Origin of the sequence: Sphingobium sp. B12D2B (assembly GCF_025961775.1) — a bacterium.
In the GTDB taxonomy this organism is placed as follows: domain Bacteria; phylum Pseudomonadota; class Alphaproteobacteria; order Sphingomonadales; family Sphingomonadaceae; genus Sphingobium.
Genome location: NZ_JAOQOH010000001.1, coordinates 2,788,000 through 2,802,520, shown reverse-complemented (window position 1 = coordinate 2,802,520; position 14,521 = coordinate 2,788,000). Strand labels below are relative to the sequence as shown.

15 protein-coding genes are annotated in these 14,521 nt (G+C 66.5%); 8 read left to right on the top strand and 7 right to left on the bottom strand.

All coding sequences use genetic code 11. From position 1 onward, the window contains the following. Nucleotides 1-3 precede the first annotated feature (3 nt). The 3 genes from M2335_RS13235 to M2335_RS13225 are packed head-to-tail and all read right to left on the bottom strand — an operon-like array spanning nt 4 to nt 1,531. Nucleotides 4-429, bottom strand: a complete 426-nt coding sequence (locus M2335_RS13235; RefSeq protein ID WP_264594982.1) for a 23S rRNA (pseudouridine(1915)-N(3))-methyltransferase RlmH — start codon at nt 427-429, stop codon at nt 4-6. 29 nt (nt 430-458) lie between these two features. Continuing rightward, complete coding sequence (gene rsfS, locus M2335_RS13230; RefSeq protein WP_181561330.1) at nt 459-860, bottom strand: ribosome silencing factor; 402 nt, start codon at nt 858-860, stop codon at nt 459-461. A 20-nt stretch (nt 861-880) separates the two neighbouring features. Further along, nucleotides 881-1,531, bottom strand: coding sequence for a nicotinate-nucleotide adenylyltransferase (locus tag M2335_RS13225; protein ID WP_264594981.1), 651 nt, complete (start codon nt 1,529-1,531; stop codon nt 881-883). A 224-nt stretch (nt 1,532-1,755) separates the two neighbouring features. Between M2335_RS13225 and M2335_RS13220 the strand changes: the two genes are divergently transcribed. The 8 genes from M2335_RS13220 (at nt 1,756) to M2335_RS13185 (ending at nt 10,883) form a co-directional block, all read left to right on the top strand. Beyond that, entirely contained in the window at nt 1,756-3,153 is a 1,398-nt protein-coding gene (locus tag M2335_RS13220; protein WP_264594980.1) for a glycosyl transferase family protein, read from the top strand. Beyond that, complete coding sequence (locus M2335_RS13215; RefSeq protein ID WP_264594979.1) at nt 3,150-4,241, top strand: hypothetical protein; 1,092 nt, start codon at nt 3,150-3,152, stop codon at nt 4,239-4,241. The genes M2335_RS13220 and M2335_RS13215 overlap by 4 nt, the downstream gene beginning before the upstream one ends. Nucleotides 4,242-4,296: 55 nt before the next feature. Then, complete coding sequence (locus M2335_RS13210) at nt 4,297-5,211, top strand: sulfite exporter TauE/SafE family protein (protein ID WP_181558917.1); 915 nt, start codon at nt 4,297-4,299, stop codon at nt 5,209-5,211. Continuing rightward, nucleotides 5,208-5,993 carry a TIGR02186 family protein gene (locus tag M2335_RS13205; RefSeq protein WP_413716123.1) on the top strand — a complete coding sequence of 262 codons (786 nt, stop codon included), beginning with the start codon at nt 5,208-5,210 and terminating at the stop codon, nt 5,991-5,993. Before M2335_RS13210 ends, M2335_RS13205 begins: the two co-directional genes overlap by 4 nt. A 239-nt stretch (nt 5,994-6,232) precedes the next feature. Beyond that, nucleotides 6,233-7,759: an ATP-binding protein gene (locus M2335_RS13200; RefSeq protein WP_264595418.1), complete on the top strand. Its 1,527-nt coding sequence runs from the start codon at nt 6,233-6,235 to the stop codon at nt 7,757-7,759. Between the two features lie 100 nt (nt 7,760-7,859). Continuing rightward, complete coding sequence (locus tag M2335_RS13195; RefSeq protein ID WP_264594978.1) at nt 7,860-8,786, top strand: intradiol ring-cleavage dioxygenase; 927 nt, start codon at nt 7,860-7,862, stop codon at nt 8,784-8,786. 49 nt (nt 8,787-8,835) lie between these two features. After that, on the top strand, nt 8,836-9,552 hold the full coding sequence (locus M2335_RS13190; RefSeq protein WP_264594977.1) for a response regulator transcription factor: 717 nt from the start codon (nt 8,836-8,838) through the stop codon (nt 9,550-9,552). Next, complete coding sequence (locus M2335_RS13185) at nt 9,549-10,883, top strand: sensor histidine kinase (RefSeq protein WP_264594976.1); 1,335 nt, start codon at nt 9,549-9,551, stop codon at nt 10,881-10,883. Before M2335_RS13190 ends, M2335_RS13185 begins: the two co-directional genes overlap by 4 nt. Here M2335_RS13185 and M2335_RS13180 read toward each other — a convergent pair. From M2335_RS13180 to M2335_RS13165, 4 genes are all read right to left on the bottom strand, one after another. Beyond that, nucleotides 10,840-11,277, bottom strand: a complete 438-nt coding sequence (locus tag M2335_RS13180) for a metallopeptidase family protein (RefSeq protein ID WP_413716122.1) — start codon at nt 11,275-11,277, stop codon at nt 10,840-10,842. The two genes, M2335_RS13185 and M2335_RS13180, sit on opposite strands and share 44 nt — an antisense overlap. Next, on the bottom strand, nt 11,270-12,148 hold the full coding sequence (htpX, locus tag M2335_RS13175) for a zinc metalloprotease HtpX (RefSeq protein ID WP_413716146.1): 879 nt from the start codon (nt 12,146-12,148) through the stop codon (nt 11,270-11,272). Before htpX ends, M2335_RS13180 begins: the two co-directional genes overlap by 8 nt. Before the next feature lie 106 nt (nt 12,149-12,254). Further along, nucleotides 12,255-13,007, bottom strand: a complete 753-nt coding sequence (locus tag M2335_RS13170) for an SDR family oxidoreductase (RefSeq protein WP_264594974.1) — start codon at nt 13,005-13,007, stop codon at nt 12,255-12,257. A 10-nt stretch (nt 13,008-13,017) separates the two neighbouring features. Next, nucleotides 13,018-14,520, bottom strand: a complete 1,503-nt coding sequence (locus M2335_RS13165; protein ID WP_264594973.1) for an MATE family efflux transporter — start codon at nt 14,518-14,520, stop codon at nt 13,018-13,020. Nucleotide 14,521 lies beyond the last annotated feature (1 nt).

The window sequence follows — 14,521 nt, the reverse complement described above, 5'->3', positions numbered from 1 at the left end:
GCCTTATCCCTCCCGGTGATAGGGGTGGTTGGCGAGGATGCTGGTAGCGCGCCAGAGCTGTTCGGCCAGCATCGCCCGCGCCATCATGTGCGGCCAGGTCATTGCCCCGAAGGCGATCAGCAGGTCCGCGCTGGCCCGGTCTGCGGTCTCGAACCCGTCCGCCGCGCCGATCATGAAGCGGCACTCACGCACGCCGTCGTCCCGCCAGCGGCCGATCTGCTCGGCAAAGGCCATGGAGGTCAGCTGCTTGCCGGTTTCATCGAGCATCACCATGACCGACTGGGCGGGCAGGGGCGGCGGCGCCTTGCCGCCACGATCCGGCAGTTCGGTGACCTTGGCGGGCAGCGTCACACGCTTGAGATAGCGCTCGACGAGATCGGCCTCTGGCGAGCGGCCGATGCGTCCCCGTGCGACGATGTGCAGCAGCATTCGGCCCCCGGGGTACGCTTAAATAAGGATCAGGCCTCGCCGGCGGCCAGCGGTGCGTCCGAGAAGCCCCACATGCGCTCGAGATTGTAGAAGCTGCGGACCTCCGGGCGGAAGACATGCACGACGACGTCGCCCGCGTCGATCAGCACCCAGTCGGCGACGGGCAGGCCTTCGATGCGGACATTGCGGCCCATCGTCTGCTTGATCCGCTCGGCCAGCTTCTGGGCAATGGCGGCCACCTGCCGGGACGAACGACCCGACGCGATCACGATGTGATCGGCAATGCTGCTCTTGCCGGCAAGCGGAATGCTCACGACTTCCTGCGCCTGATCATCGTCCAGCGATTCCAGAACGATCGCCAGGAGGCGATCCGAGGATGCATCGATGCCGGGTTGGGACAGTCCTCCAGCGGGGGCAGGACGGGCGGGCATGGGTAACGGGTCGGGCAATGTCACTCCTGTGGGATGCGGCGACCGGTCACGCCGTCGATCGGCGCAACATCAGCAAAGCTACGGTGCCAAAGAGGCGCCTTCTGCCGAAGCAGCGTGGCTGATCTGGGATCGGGGCGAAAGCGCAAAAGCACGAGCGCCGGCAGTCTCCATGTCGTCCAGCTTTTGCTCTGACTGGCGGGTCGGACGAAACGCCGCAACCAGGCCATGGCCGGTGAGCCTACAGCCGCCCGACTATAGCCGGGTCGGGCGATAACAGCAATGGCCGTTGTTCGCGCAATATCGCGCCAGCCTTTCCACTGGTGGAACTGGGCCAGATTGTCCTCGCCCATCAGCCAGATGAACCGGCGGTGCGGGTAGCGGCGCGTCAGCCGGCGCAGCGTGTCGAGCGTGTAGCGGGTATGCGTCTCCCGCTCGATGGCGGTGACGCGGATGGGCGCGCGGCGGGCGGCCGCCTTGCCGCTGCCCACGCGCGCGTTCAGCGGTGCCATGCCGGCGGGTGGCTTGAGCGGATTGCCCGGCGAGACCAGCCACCAGACCTCATCCAGCCCCAGTGCGGCGTGCGCGAACAAGGAGATGGCGCGGTGGCCCCCATGGGCGGGGTTGAACGATCCACCCAGCAAGCCGACCGGCACGCGCTTGCCCCGCGTCATGCGGGCTGGCTCCCGCAGGTCTGCGGCTGGTCGGGGGCGGGCGCGCAACAGCTCATGGCCTGTCGCTAGAGGCCGGGCGGGATCAGGTCAAACCGGCAATGGCCAGGATGATCCGGGGAAACGTTAACGCCGCGAAAAGCATCATTGCTCCAGGTCCCTCATTATGCTCAATAAATCGCTCGGCAGCGCAGGGGGAACGCGGTGTCGACTCGGGGGGGGGGAAGATGGGTGGGACACTCGCTTTGAGCGAGCTGCTGTGCGGCGAGCTTCTCTTGTTTGCAGCTTTGGGGCTTATCATCGGTGGGCTGGACGATCTGGCCATCGACCTCATCTATCTGGCGCGGCGCGGCTGGCGGTCGCTGACCGTCTACAGCCGGGTGGCGCGGATGACGTCACGCGATTTGCCGCCCGCTGGCTCTGCGGGGCCGATCGCGGTGTTCATTCCTGCCTGGGACGAGTCGGACGTGATCCGTCCCATGCTCACCGGCTGCCTCGACAAATGGGCCGGCGAGGATGTGCAGATTTTTGTCGGCGCTTATCCCAATGATCCGGCGACCTTGTGGGCGGTCTGCACGCTGATCACCGAGCGGGGCGGCGGGCGCGTGACCTTGGTGGTCAATGATCGGCCCGGTCCCACCACCAAGGCCGATTGCCTGAACCAGCTGTGGGTCGCCATGCAACGCTGGGAAGCCGAGCAGGAGCGCCGCGTGCTCACGGTGGTGCTGCACGATGCCGAGGATGTCGTGCATCCCGATGCGCTGCGGGTGATCGGCTATCTCGCGCCACGCTTCGCGCTCGTCCAGCTCCCGGTCCTTCCGCTCAAATCGGCGCGCTCGCAATGGGTTGCGGGCCATTATCTCGATGAATTCGCGGTCGCGCACGGCGCCTCGCTGACGGTGCGGGAAGCGCTGGGCGCAGCCATGCCGTCGGCCGGCGTCGGCTGCGGCTTCAGCCGCGATGCGCTCGCCGCCGTGGCGATGGAGCGGGGCGGGCGCCCATTCGATGAGGCCAGCCTCACCGAGGATTATGAGCTGGGCCTGCGCATTGGCGATGCCGGCGGGCGCGGCATATTGGTGCGGATGCGCGACGCCAGGGGCGAGCTGATCGCCACGCGCGAGTATTTCCCGGATAGCTGGGGCGCCGCCGTTCGGCAAAAGGCGCGCTGGACGGTCGGGATCGCCTTGGCCGGCTGGGATCGGCTCGGCTGGTCCGGCCCCTGGCGCGAGCGCTGGATGCGTCTGCGCGATCGACGCGCCGCGCTGGCAGCGATCGTCCTGGTCGCGGCTTATGCCGGGCTGGGGCTGGCCCTGTTCATCCACATCACGCGCAGCCTGATGGGCCTGCCGCCGATGACCTGGCCCGAGCCCTTGCCCTGGCTGATGCGCGCGACGGCCGTGCTGCTCGCCTGGCGGCTCATCATGCGCATGCTGTTCGTCTGGCGAGCCTATGGCTGGGGGCAAGCGCTCCTCTCCGTGCCGCGCACGATCACTGGCAATATCGTTGCCATTCTCGCCGCCGGGCGCGCCATTTCGATCTACGTGCGGCATCTGCGCGGGCGGGCGCTGGTGTGGGACAAGACGCGCCATCGCTTCCCTGACGCGGCCACGGGAGTCTCGGCATGAGCGCGGGTGGCGGGCGGCCGCTGCGGTTCCTGGGCGCGGTCCTGGGCTGCTGGGTCTGCGCGCGCGGCGTGATGCTGGGCTGGCCCGTGATGGCGGGAGGCGAGCGCGGGGCGACGGACGTTGCGGCCTTGCCTGCGGCGCAGGCGCCGAGTGGCGGGGTCCGGGCTGATCATAGCGACGGGCAGCGCAGCGCGGGATTGTCGGGCGATGCCCCCGCTGTCGCCGGCCGACCGGCAGGCACGGCGGCACGATCTCACCATGCGGTTCTGTCATACCGGACGCCCGTCGCGCTTTGGGCGCAGGCTCCTCGAACGGACATGCCACAGCCAAGGTCGGACGCTCCGCGCAATGCGCCGGCTTCGGCAGCGACGCCTTCGCAAGGGACCGTGCTTGGCGAGCCGTCGATCGGCACCCTGCGAGAAGCGCGCAAGAGCGGGCGCGTGTCCGGCCAGGCATGGCTGTTCTGGCGCCCCGATGCCGGCGGGTCGCGCGCCTTTGCGCCGCTGCTCGGCGGATCGCAAATGGGCGTCCGGCTCGATTATCGCGTCAGCAGCAGCGAGATGGGCGTGTTCAGCCTCTATGGACGGGCCAGCCGCGCAATTGAACGGCCGTTCGCGGAGGAGGGAGCATTGGGCCTCGCCTGGCGCCCGGCCGGGCTGCCCGCTGCCTTGCCAGTCTCGCTGATGGTGGAGCGACGCCAGCGTCTCGGGACAGGCGGTCGCAACGGGTTCGCCCTGCTGGCGGCCGGCGGCCTGAACACGACCGCGATTCTGCCGCGCGTCGAGGCGGACGGCTATGCACAGGCCGGATTTGTCGGCTTGCCCGGCAGCGATGGCTTTGCGGACGGCAAGGCTGCGCTCTCTTACCGGCTGTTTCCGCCCGGACGCGGGCTCGCACTGGCAGTCGGTGGCGCGCTCTCCGGCAGCGTCCAGCCCGGTGCGCGGCGGCTGGACATCGGGCCGCAACTCCGCGCGCGGCTGCCATGGGCCCGGCCGGGGCTGAGCCTCTCGGCGGAATGGCGCTTCCGCATCGCGGGCAATGCACGCCCGGCAAGCGGCCCTGCGATCACCCTCGCGACGGATTTTTGAGCATCGGGCGGCAAGCCCCTTTTTGATCGGGCGCTTTGCGACTACCGAGGGCGACATGGACATCTATCTGCCGATCGCCAACCTGTCGGTGAACGCCCTGGTCATCATCGGCCTGGGCGGCCTTGTCGGCCTGCTCTCGGGCATGTTCGGCGTGGGCGGCGGATTTCTCACCACGCCCTTGCTGATCTTCTACGGCATCCCGCCGACCGTCTCCGCCGCATCCTCCGCCACGCAGGTGATGGGCGCGAGCGTTTCCAGCGTGTTCAGCCATCTCGGCCGCAAGACGGTCGATCTCAAGATGAGCGCCGTCCTCGTCGTCGGCGGTGCCATCGGCGCGGCGCTGGGCGCGGTGATCTATCGCGTGCTGGAGCGGATGGGCCAGATCGATACCACCATTGCCGTGCTCTACGTGCTGATGCTCGGCTCGATCGGCATGCTGATGGCGCGGGAATCGATCCATGCGCTGGTGATGGCGCGGCGCGGGCAGCGGCAGGCCGCGCGCAAGCGGCGGCACCACCCGCTGGTGGCGGCGCTGCCGCTGCGCTGGCGTTTCTATGCTTCGGGCCTTTACATTTCGCCGCTGGCGCCGCTGCTGCTCGGCATCTTCTCGGGCATCATGACCATGTTGATGGGCGTGGGCGGCGGCTTCATCCTCGTGCCCGCGATGCTCTACATTCTTGGCATGTCGACGCAGATCGTCATCGGCACGTCGCTGTTCCAGATCCTGTTCGTGACGATGTTCACGACGATGGTCCACGCCACCACCACCCATGCGGTGGACCTCGTCCTCGCCTTCCTGCTGCTCATCGGCAGCGTGACCGGCGCGCAGATCGGCAGCCGCATCTCGATGCGAGCGCGGCCGGAATATCTGCGCGTCGCGCTGGCCTTCATCGCTTTGGTCATCGCCATCCGCATGGCGCTGGGCCTTGGCTGGCGGCCGGACGAGATCTACTCGGTGGTTGTCCAGTGATCGCCCGCGTCGCCCCCTGGGTGGTGGCGCTGGCGCTGCTGGGCGGCGCCCCGGCGAGCGCGCAGCGGGCCGCGCCGCAGCTGGTGCCGGATGTCTCTCAACGCACCGTCGAGATCCAGTTCAGCTTCACCGGCGCGGAATTGCTGCTGTTCGGCGCGATCCTCTATCCCGGTGGGCGCGTACCGGAGGAGCCGGTCGACATCATCGTCGTGCTCAAGGGCCCGAGCCAGGCGATCACCGTGCGCGAGAAGCGCAAGCTCGCCGGCATGTGGGTCAATGCCGACAGCATCGCCTTCCGCTCGGCGCCGAGCTTCTATGCCGTGGCGTCCTCGCGCCCCATCGACCAGATCGTCGATGAACGTACGGCCGCGATCTACGAGCTGGGGCTGAGCAAGCTGCAGCTCTCGCCCGCGTCCTTCAGCGATACCGAGGAGATCGGCCGGTTCGCCAGCGGCCTCAATGATCTGCGCGCGCGCAGCGGGCTGTATCTGGAGGCGCCCAAGGCGGTCGAGATCACCGATGGCGTGCTGTACCGCGCGCGCCTGCCGCTCTCCGCCCGGGTGGTCACCGGCACCTACACCGCCGAGACGTTTCTGGTGCAGAATGGCCGCGTGCTCGCCGCCGCGGTGCGCGAGATCGAGGTCCACAAGACCGGCTTTGAGCGCGACATCGGCGTCTTCGCGCAGGAGCATGGCGTGGCTTATGGTCTGGTCGCCGTCTTCTCGGCGCTCGCTATGGGCATGTTCGCCGGCTTCGTCGCGGGTCGCGTGAAAATGCGCTGAGCCCAAGCGGCGCCCACGGCGCAGGCATTTGTTTACGCATATTCGATACGCCCTGCATCCTGGCCACAGGTGGGAGCGACGCGGTGAACTATTTTTCTGGCAGGGATCTGGATGGCCAGCCGGTGCCGGTCGATGCCGTGGCGCAGCCCGGCGTGCGGCCGCATTTCTCGGATATCGAGATCGGCGTCATCTCCGCGATATCCGGCGGCTCGGCCAAGATCCTGCTCGACATCGCCGCCATGGAGCGACTGGCCGGGGAGAGCGACCCCAGCATCGCCATGGGCGGGCAGGTCGGCAGCCAGCTCAAGATGCGGGTCGGCGCCTGCTGGATCGTCGCGACGGTGCGCACGCTGGCGCTCGATTCCCGCTCCGCGACGCACATCCTCGCCGATATCGACTTTGTGGGGGAGGGCGATCAGGAGCAACTGACCGGGCGCATCTTCCGCTTCCGCCGTGGCGTCACGCGCTTCCCGGTGCCCGGCACGCCCATCTATCCCGTCTCCAGCCCGGATATGCTGGAAATCTATTCCGCCCATGATCAGGCGCGGATCGAGATCGGCACGGTGTACCCCACCGCGAACACCCGCGCCTCGCTGCTGGTCGATGCGCTGCTCGGCAAGCATTTCGCGTTGCTCGGCTCCACCGGTACCGGCAAGTCCACTTCCGCCGCGCTCATCCTGCACCGCATCTGCGACATGGCGCCGCAGGGCCATATCGTGATGATCGATCCGCATGGCGAATATGGCGCCGCCTTCGCCGGCAATGGCGCGGTCTACGATACCAGCAATCTCGAACTGCCCTATTGGCTGATGAACTTCGAGGAGCATTGCGAAGTGCTCGTCACTTCCAAGGGCCCCGAGCGCGCGCAGGATTGCGATATTCTCGCCAAGTGCCTGCTCGCCGCGCGCGGCCGCAGCCGGTTGGCGGAAGGCATCGGGCGGCTGACGGTCGATTCTCCGGTGCCCTATCTGCTCTCCGATCTCGCGGCGATCCTCGCCAATGAGATGGGCAAGCTCGACAAGAGCACTAACTCGCTGCCCTATCTGCGCCTGCGCACCCGGCTGGACGAGATCAAGGCGGACCCGCGCTTCAGCTTCATGTTTTCCGGCATGCTGGTGGCGGATTCGATGCAGAATTTCTTCGCCAAGCTGTTCCGCCTGCCGGCGATGGGCAAGCCGATTTCCATTGTCGATACCTCGGCCATGCCGTCCGAGATCACCCATGTCGTCGTCTCCGTGCTGGCGCGGCTGATCTTCGATTTCGCCATCTGGGCGCGCGACGAGGAGCAGAAGCCGATCCTGCTCGTCTGCGAGGAAGCCCATCGCTACATCCCCTCCAGCAACATCGAGGCCGGGCAGAGCGTGCGCAAGATCCTCGAGCGGATCGCCAAGGAAGGGCGCAAATATGGCGTGTCGCTGGGGCTGATCACGCAGCGCCCGTCCGATCTTGCCGAGGGCGTGCTCTCGCAATGCGGCACGCTGATCGCCATGCGCCTCAACAACGAGCGCGATCAGCAGTTCGTGAAGGCAGCGATGCCGGAGGGCTCGCGCGGCTTTCTCGATTCGATCCCGGCCCTGCGCAACCGCGAGTGCATCGTCTGCGGCGAGGGCGTCACCGTGCCGATCCGCGTCGCCTTCGATGATCTCGAAGCCGCCCGCCGCCCGGCATCGGCGGACCCGGTCTTCTCCGACCTGTGGCGCCAGACCGGCGGCGAGGAGGAAATCCTCGAGCGCACGATCAACCGCTGGCGCAATCAGGGCCGCTGAGCGGGCGGCGCGGCCTGCGCTGAAATATTTCGTAATATACCGAAATCCGGCTGAATTGCTTCTGGGGTAGCGCGGCACTTCCACTCCCAGGAGCTGCTGCATGATTGACAAGGACCAGGCGCCGGAATTGGCGCGGCAAGACAACAATCACGATCACGGGCTCGCCCACGATCTGGTCGCCATCCGTAAGCTTGAGGTCGGTCGACGGCGCGCGTTGCTGTGGCTTGGCGGCGCGGGCAGCACGGCGCTGCTGGTCGGTTGCGGCAGTGACAGCAGCAGCAGCGGCGCGGCAAGCACGACCACGATCGCCACGCCGACGCCAACACCGACTCCGACGCCCACGCCCACGCCGACCCCCACATCGTCGGGCACCTGCACGGTCCCGGCAACCGAGACCAACGGGCCTTATCCCGCCGACGGGACCAACACCTCTTCGGGGGTGACCTCCAACGTGCTGACCTATACAGGCGCAGTTCGGCAGGACATCCGCTCAAGCTTTGCGGGGTCGTCAACCACAGTGGCGACCGGGATTCGCATGGATGTGACCATCACCCTGGTGAATGCCAATAACAGCTGCGCGCCCCTTGCAGGTTACGCCGTGTACATGTGGCATTGTGATCGCAGCGGCGATTATTCCCTGTATGATCTTCCGGCGGAAAGCTATCTGCGCGGCATTCAGGTTTCGGATGCCAATGGGCAGGTGACATTCACCACCATCTTCCCCGGCTGTTACAACGGACGCTATCCGCACATCCATTTTGAAGTGTTTTCCAGTTTGTCCAATGCAACCAGCGGGCGGTATGCCGTGCTGATTTCGCAATTTGCCCTCCCGGCGACGCAATGCGCGGAAGTCTATGCAACGTCGACCTACGCAAGTAGCCGATCGGCCTATAACAGTGCGTCGATTGCCAACGACAATGTGTTCGGCGACAATTCGTCGGCGCAGATGGCAGTGATGACTCTCGCCATGACCGGGGATACGAGTAACGGCTATGCAGCGACCGCGACCATCGGCATTGCAACCTGACCCGCCGGTGGGAGATTCCGGGTTCTGAAGCGCACGGGGAACGTGATCGATGAATGACTCCGGCGAGCGCAAGCATGTGGTCGTGCTTGACGATGACGCTGAGCTGCGCACGCTGATCTGTGAATATCTCGAGGCGCATGAGCTGCGGGTCAGCGCTGTGGGAAGCGGTGCTGAACTGCGACTGTTGCTGGGCACTGACCGACCGGATGCCATCATCCTCGACGTGATGATGCCTGTCGAGGATGGTCTTTCTGTCCTCAAGGACATCGCGGGGAAGGCCGATCGGCCAGCCATCCTGATGCTCTCCGCCATGGCCTCCGATGTCGACAGAATTCTTGGACTGGAACTGGGTGCGGACGACTATATCGCAAAGCCGGTCAATCCCCGGGAACTGCTTGCCCGCGTGCGTGCGGTGCTGCGTCGCAGGACTGCGGGACGCGGGCCGGAAGAAGAGGAGGTCCAGGCGATCCGGTTTGATGGCTGGGTGGCCCTGCCCGCAAGCTATGGACTGGTTTCGCCCGACAGCACAACTGTTGAACTGACGACCAACGAATATCGGCTGCTCCTCGCCCTGCTCAGGCGACCGGGGCGGGTGGTCAGCCGCGATACGCTGATGTTTGATGTCCACGGGGCGGATGCCGAGTTCTATGACCGGGCCGTCGATGTCGGCATCTCCCGCCTGCGCGCGAAGCTTGCGGAGCACGATGCGTCGGAGCTGATCCGCACGGTCCGGGGCGAAGGCTATCTGCTCGTGCGGCGGTCGTGACCGTGCGCCTATCTGGTCTTGCACGCTGGAGCATTTCCCGGCAGCTTGGCGTTCTCCTCTTCGGGGCGTTGCTGCTCTCGACGATGGCCAATTTCCTCACCACTTTCATCGGCCCGCCCCCACGGGCAGCGCCTGTGCAGCTCATCGAGCTAGCGGCTACCCTCGCCGGGCGTCCGACATTGGAGAGGGATTCGGGCCTCATGCCGCGCGAGACCGCTGCCTCGTTCACGCCGCGTGCGGACGAGCAGCGGAACGAGCGCTACGAGGCGCAGCTGGCCAGCATCATGAACCTCCCGCCGTCGCACGTCAGGCTGGCAAGCGAAATCGCAGCCGGGCCTGCAGGAGGACATCGGGCCGCGCCCGCGCCGAGCGCGTTGTTCGGATCGTTCTCCGCCGCCGTGCGGGACGATACCGGGGGGTGGCAGATCGTCCGCAGTGCGCCGCAGCCGGTGTTCACGGCCTGGCATCGCACTGTGCTTCTCGTCACGATTGTCGTTGCGATCGTTCTTGGGATTGGCGCTGCGCTGATGGGACGCGGGATCGTAGCGCCACTCCACCGGCTCGCCCAACAAGCCGACCAGGCTTATGTCGAGGGCAAGCGTAGCCCCATTTTCGTGGATGGCCCGCCCGAGATTGCCCAGCTGGCGACCACCATAGCGGCCATGCGGGATCGGTTCGCGGATCTGGTGGAAAGCCGCACCATGATGCTCGCGGCGATCGCGCATGACATGGCAAGCCCGTTGGCCCGCCTGGAGTTTCGCGTCGCCAGATTGCCCAAGGATATCCGCGCCGACGCCGAGAAGGATTTAGCCGAACTGGCGGCTCTGATTGCCAGCATTCTGGCTTATGCCAAGGGAACGGGGCAGCTCGAGACCGGGCTGGTGAATATCGCAGCCGTCGCGCGCGATGTGGTGGATCGCAGCACCACCGGCCCCGCGCTGGTTCTGGCGGAAGCGCCTGCGGCCGCCTGGATATGGGGGGACCGTCTCGCGATTCAGCGCCTCATCGGCAACCTGGTCGCCAATGCCCAGCGCTATGCGGGCGGCGGCTTCATCACGATCGTGGAGGCGCATGGCGAGATCGTTCTCACCGTTGCGGATGATGGCCCTGGCTTCCCTCCGGCCCTGCAGGAAAGGCTGTTCGAGCCATTCTTCCGCGTCGAAACCTCCCGTAGCCGCGAAACCGCTGGCGTCGGTCTTGGCCTTGCCGTCGGGCGCTCCATTGCCGAAGCGCATGGCGGGACGCTGGTGGCCCGGACGCGCCCGCAGGGCGGTGCCAGCTTCGTCCTTACGCTCCCCGCTTCGGAATGGCAGGCTCCGACTCCGGCGTGACGCTTTCCTCAATCGCGTGCATATCCTCGTCGGAAAAGCCGAAATGGTGGCCCACCTCATGGACGATGACATGGGCGATCAGCGCGTCCAGCGCGACGCCCGTATCCACCCATTCCTCCAGCAGCGGCCGGCGATAGAGGCGGATGATCGGGGGAAGATCGCCGGACGACCAGATGCTCTGCTCAGTGAGTGCGTGGCCCTGATAAAGTCCGGTCAGCTCCCAGGGGTCTTCGATGCCCAGCTCATCGAGCACATCCTGCTCGGCGAACTCCTCGATCTGGATCGCAATGCCATCGAGATGCTGCCGAAACAGCGCCGGCATTGCCGCAATGGCCTGACGCGCCAGGCGCTCCAGCACGGCGGCGTCGGGCGCATGGCGCAGGGGTTCAGTCACGCGCGAGCGGGTCCAGCGCCGAGCGCCCACGACGGACGGCCGCCGGGCGCGCGCTGCTGCCCGGCCCCATGGCCTGCAGCGCGGCGATCCGCTTCTCGGTCTTGGGGTGGGTCGAGAACAGCTCCGAGACGCTGGTCGGCACGATGTAGAGCTGCGCCGCTGCCGGGTTCTGCGCCACCGCCTGCGTTGGGCGGCGCTGCGCCGCGCCGGCGATCTTGGCAAGGGCAGACGCCAGCGCATGGGGATTGCCACTGATCTCCGCACCGGCCTTGTCCGCGCCATATTCGCGCGTGCGGCTGATCGCCATCTGCACGATCATCGCCGCAAAGGGCGCGACCAGCACGGCGAGGATCGCCGCGAGCGGGTTGCCGCCATTGCCATTGCCGCCCCGGAAAAACAGCGCGAAATTGGCGATCATCGAGATAGCGCCGGCAATGGTCGCGACCATGGTCATCACCAGCGTATCGCGATTGCGGACATGGCCGAGCTCGTGCGCCATCACGGCGGCGACTTCATCGCGATCCAGCATATGCAGCAGGCCGGTGGTGGCGGCAACGGCGGCATTCTGCGGGTTGCGGCCCGTCGCGAAGGCATTGGGGCTGGGATCCTCCACAATGTAGACGCGCGGCATCGGCAGGCCGGCATTGCGGGCGAGATCGCGCACCATACCGTAGAAATCCGGCGCGGAAGCCATGTCGACCTCACGCGCATTGTGCATGCGCAGGACGATCTTGTCGGCATTCCAGTATGTGAACAGGTTCATGCCTGCCGCGACCAGCAGCGCGATCATCGCGCCGCCCGCGCCGCCGAACATATACCCCAAAGCCATGAACAGCGCGGTGAGCGCTGCCAGCAGCATGGCCGTCTTCATCATATTCAACGTCTTCAACTCCCTGAGGAAAAACCCGGAAAAGACCTTGCCAATATGTAGGTGGACCGGTGTTTGGCCGCAATGGGAGCCGAGGTGGATTTGGCGCTCAGCCGTGCTGGAGATCGCAGTCGATGGGCAGCGCCGCGCCGGAGATGGAGCGCCCCGCCGGCGTCGTGAGGAACAGCGCCAGATCGGCGACATGTTCGGGCGGCACGATGCGCTTGAGCGATTGCGAGGCAAGGCCGAGCGCGGTTTCCTCCGCCACGCTGCGCCCGCTCACGGTCGCGCGACCCGCGATCACCCGGTCGAACCGCTCGCCGCCGACCGCGCCGGGCAGGATCGCGTTGGCGGTCACGTCGAACGGCCCGAGTTCCATCGCGAGTGTCTTGGTGAAGCCGATGAGGCCCCATTTGCTCGTCGCATAGGCGATGCGGTTGGGATAGCCATAGCGCCCGGCAGCGGACGACAGGGTGATGATCGTCCCGGCGCTGGCCTTGAGCAACGGAATGGCCCGCTGGGTGACCTCGAACGTGCCGGTGAGGTTGATGTCCATCACCGCGCGCCAGTCAGCGCTGGGCAACTCGTCCGCCGGTGCCGTGGGTCCACCGATGCCGACATTGTTCACCAGCACGTCCAGCCCCCCCAGATGCGTGGAGACGGATTCAAACAGAGCGTCGATTTCGGAGACCTGCGACACATCGCACCGCGCGCCGACCATCCCGGGGTGCGCGGCAAGAGCCTTGTCGATGCCATCCCGGTCCACATCGCCGATCAGCACGCGATGCCCCTCGGCATGGAAGCGCCGGGCGATGGCGAGGCCGATGCCGCCTGCGCCGCCGGTGACCAGAACGCGCATCATATCGTTGCCCTCACCCTGCGCTGTGAACCGGCGCGCTGCCCGGCATACCCAGGCTCGCCTCCCGCCAGCGCGCCCAGCGATAATAGGCCCAGCCAAGCATCAAGGAGACGGCTGCGGAGGCATTGAAGCTCCACCACAGCCCATCCGCGCCCAGATAGGGATAGCTGGCGAAGTAGAAGCCGATCCGCACCAGAAACAGTGAGAAGGTGAGGATGAACAGCGGCGCCAGCACCACGCCATTGGCGCGCATCGTGCCGAACATGACCGTGGTCACGCTGAACAGCAGGAAGCTCCAGTTGACGATGTTCATCATGTGGCGGCCGATCTCGATGGCGTCGCCGCCGCCTTCCAGGAACAGGGCGAGGATGGGCCGCGTGAACAGCATGACGAGCAGGATGAGGCTGCCGGTCATCGCCAGATTGACGCCGACGGCAACCAGCGTGGTGCGCTCCACCCGGTCCCACTTGCCCGCGCCGATATTCTGGGCGGCAATGGCGGAAACCGCGCCGCCGACCGCCATGGCCGGCATCTGGATGTAGTTCCACAATTGCTGGGCGGCGGCGAAGGCGGCCACGGTGGTGGTGCCCTCGCGGTTGACGAAGCCGATGACGACCAGCGTGGAGAGCGAGAAGATCACCATCTGCAGCCCCATCGGCACGCCGCGCCCGGCGACGATCCGCAGCAGCGCCCAGTCGGGCTTGAGATAGCCCCACTCAGCCCCGCGCAACCGCAGCGGCAGGTCGCGCCAGTAGATATAGGCGACCATTGCCGACAGGCCGGCATAATTGGCGACGGCAGTGGCGAAGGCCGAGCCGGCGATCCCCATTTCCGGCGCCGGGCCAAGGCCGAGGATGAACACCGGGTTGAGCAGGATATCCAGCAAGACGGTGAGGATCATGAACCACAAGGGCGTCATGGAATCGCCGCTGCCGCGCAGGCCCATCATCAGCATCACGAACATCATCGCACCGGGCAGGCCGAGGAAGACGAAGTGCAGATAGGCGCGGGCGAGGCGGAAGACCTCCGGCGGCGTGGAGAGCAAGGCGAGGATGCGGTCCGACCACAGGAAGCCTCCAATGGCGATGACGAACGCCATGCCGAGGCAGAAGCCGATCGCCGAGCCGAAAGCGTGGCGCGCGGCCCGCAGGTCGCCGCGCCCGAAGGCCTGGCCGACGACCACATTGGCCGCCATGCCGAAGCCGAAGATCAGCGAGAACATCAGGAACATGATGATGTTCGCATTGGCGGTGGCGGCGAGTGCCGCTTCGCCCAGGAAATGCGCAACCCAGATCGAGTTGATCGAGCCGTTGAGCGTGTGGAGGATGTTGGAAGCGAGCGTCGGCAGGGTGAAGAGCACCAGCGTGCCGAAAATCGGCCCGCTCGTCAGATCCCGCCCGCCACGGATGTGCCGCGGACCGGGCACGAGGCCACTATCCTCGACCAGCGCCTCCGCCTCGGGGTCTGCGGCTGGGCGCCGCTCCCCCGAATCGTCCCATGATGGAGTCTCGCTCATC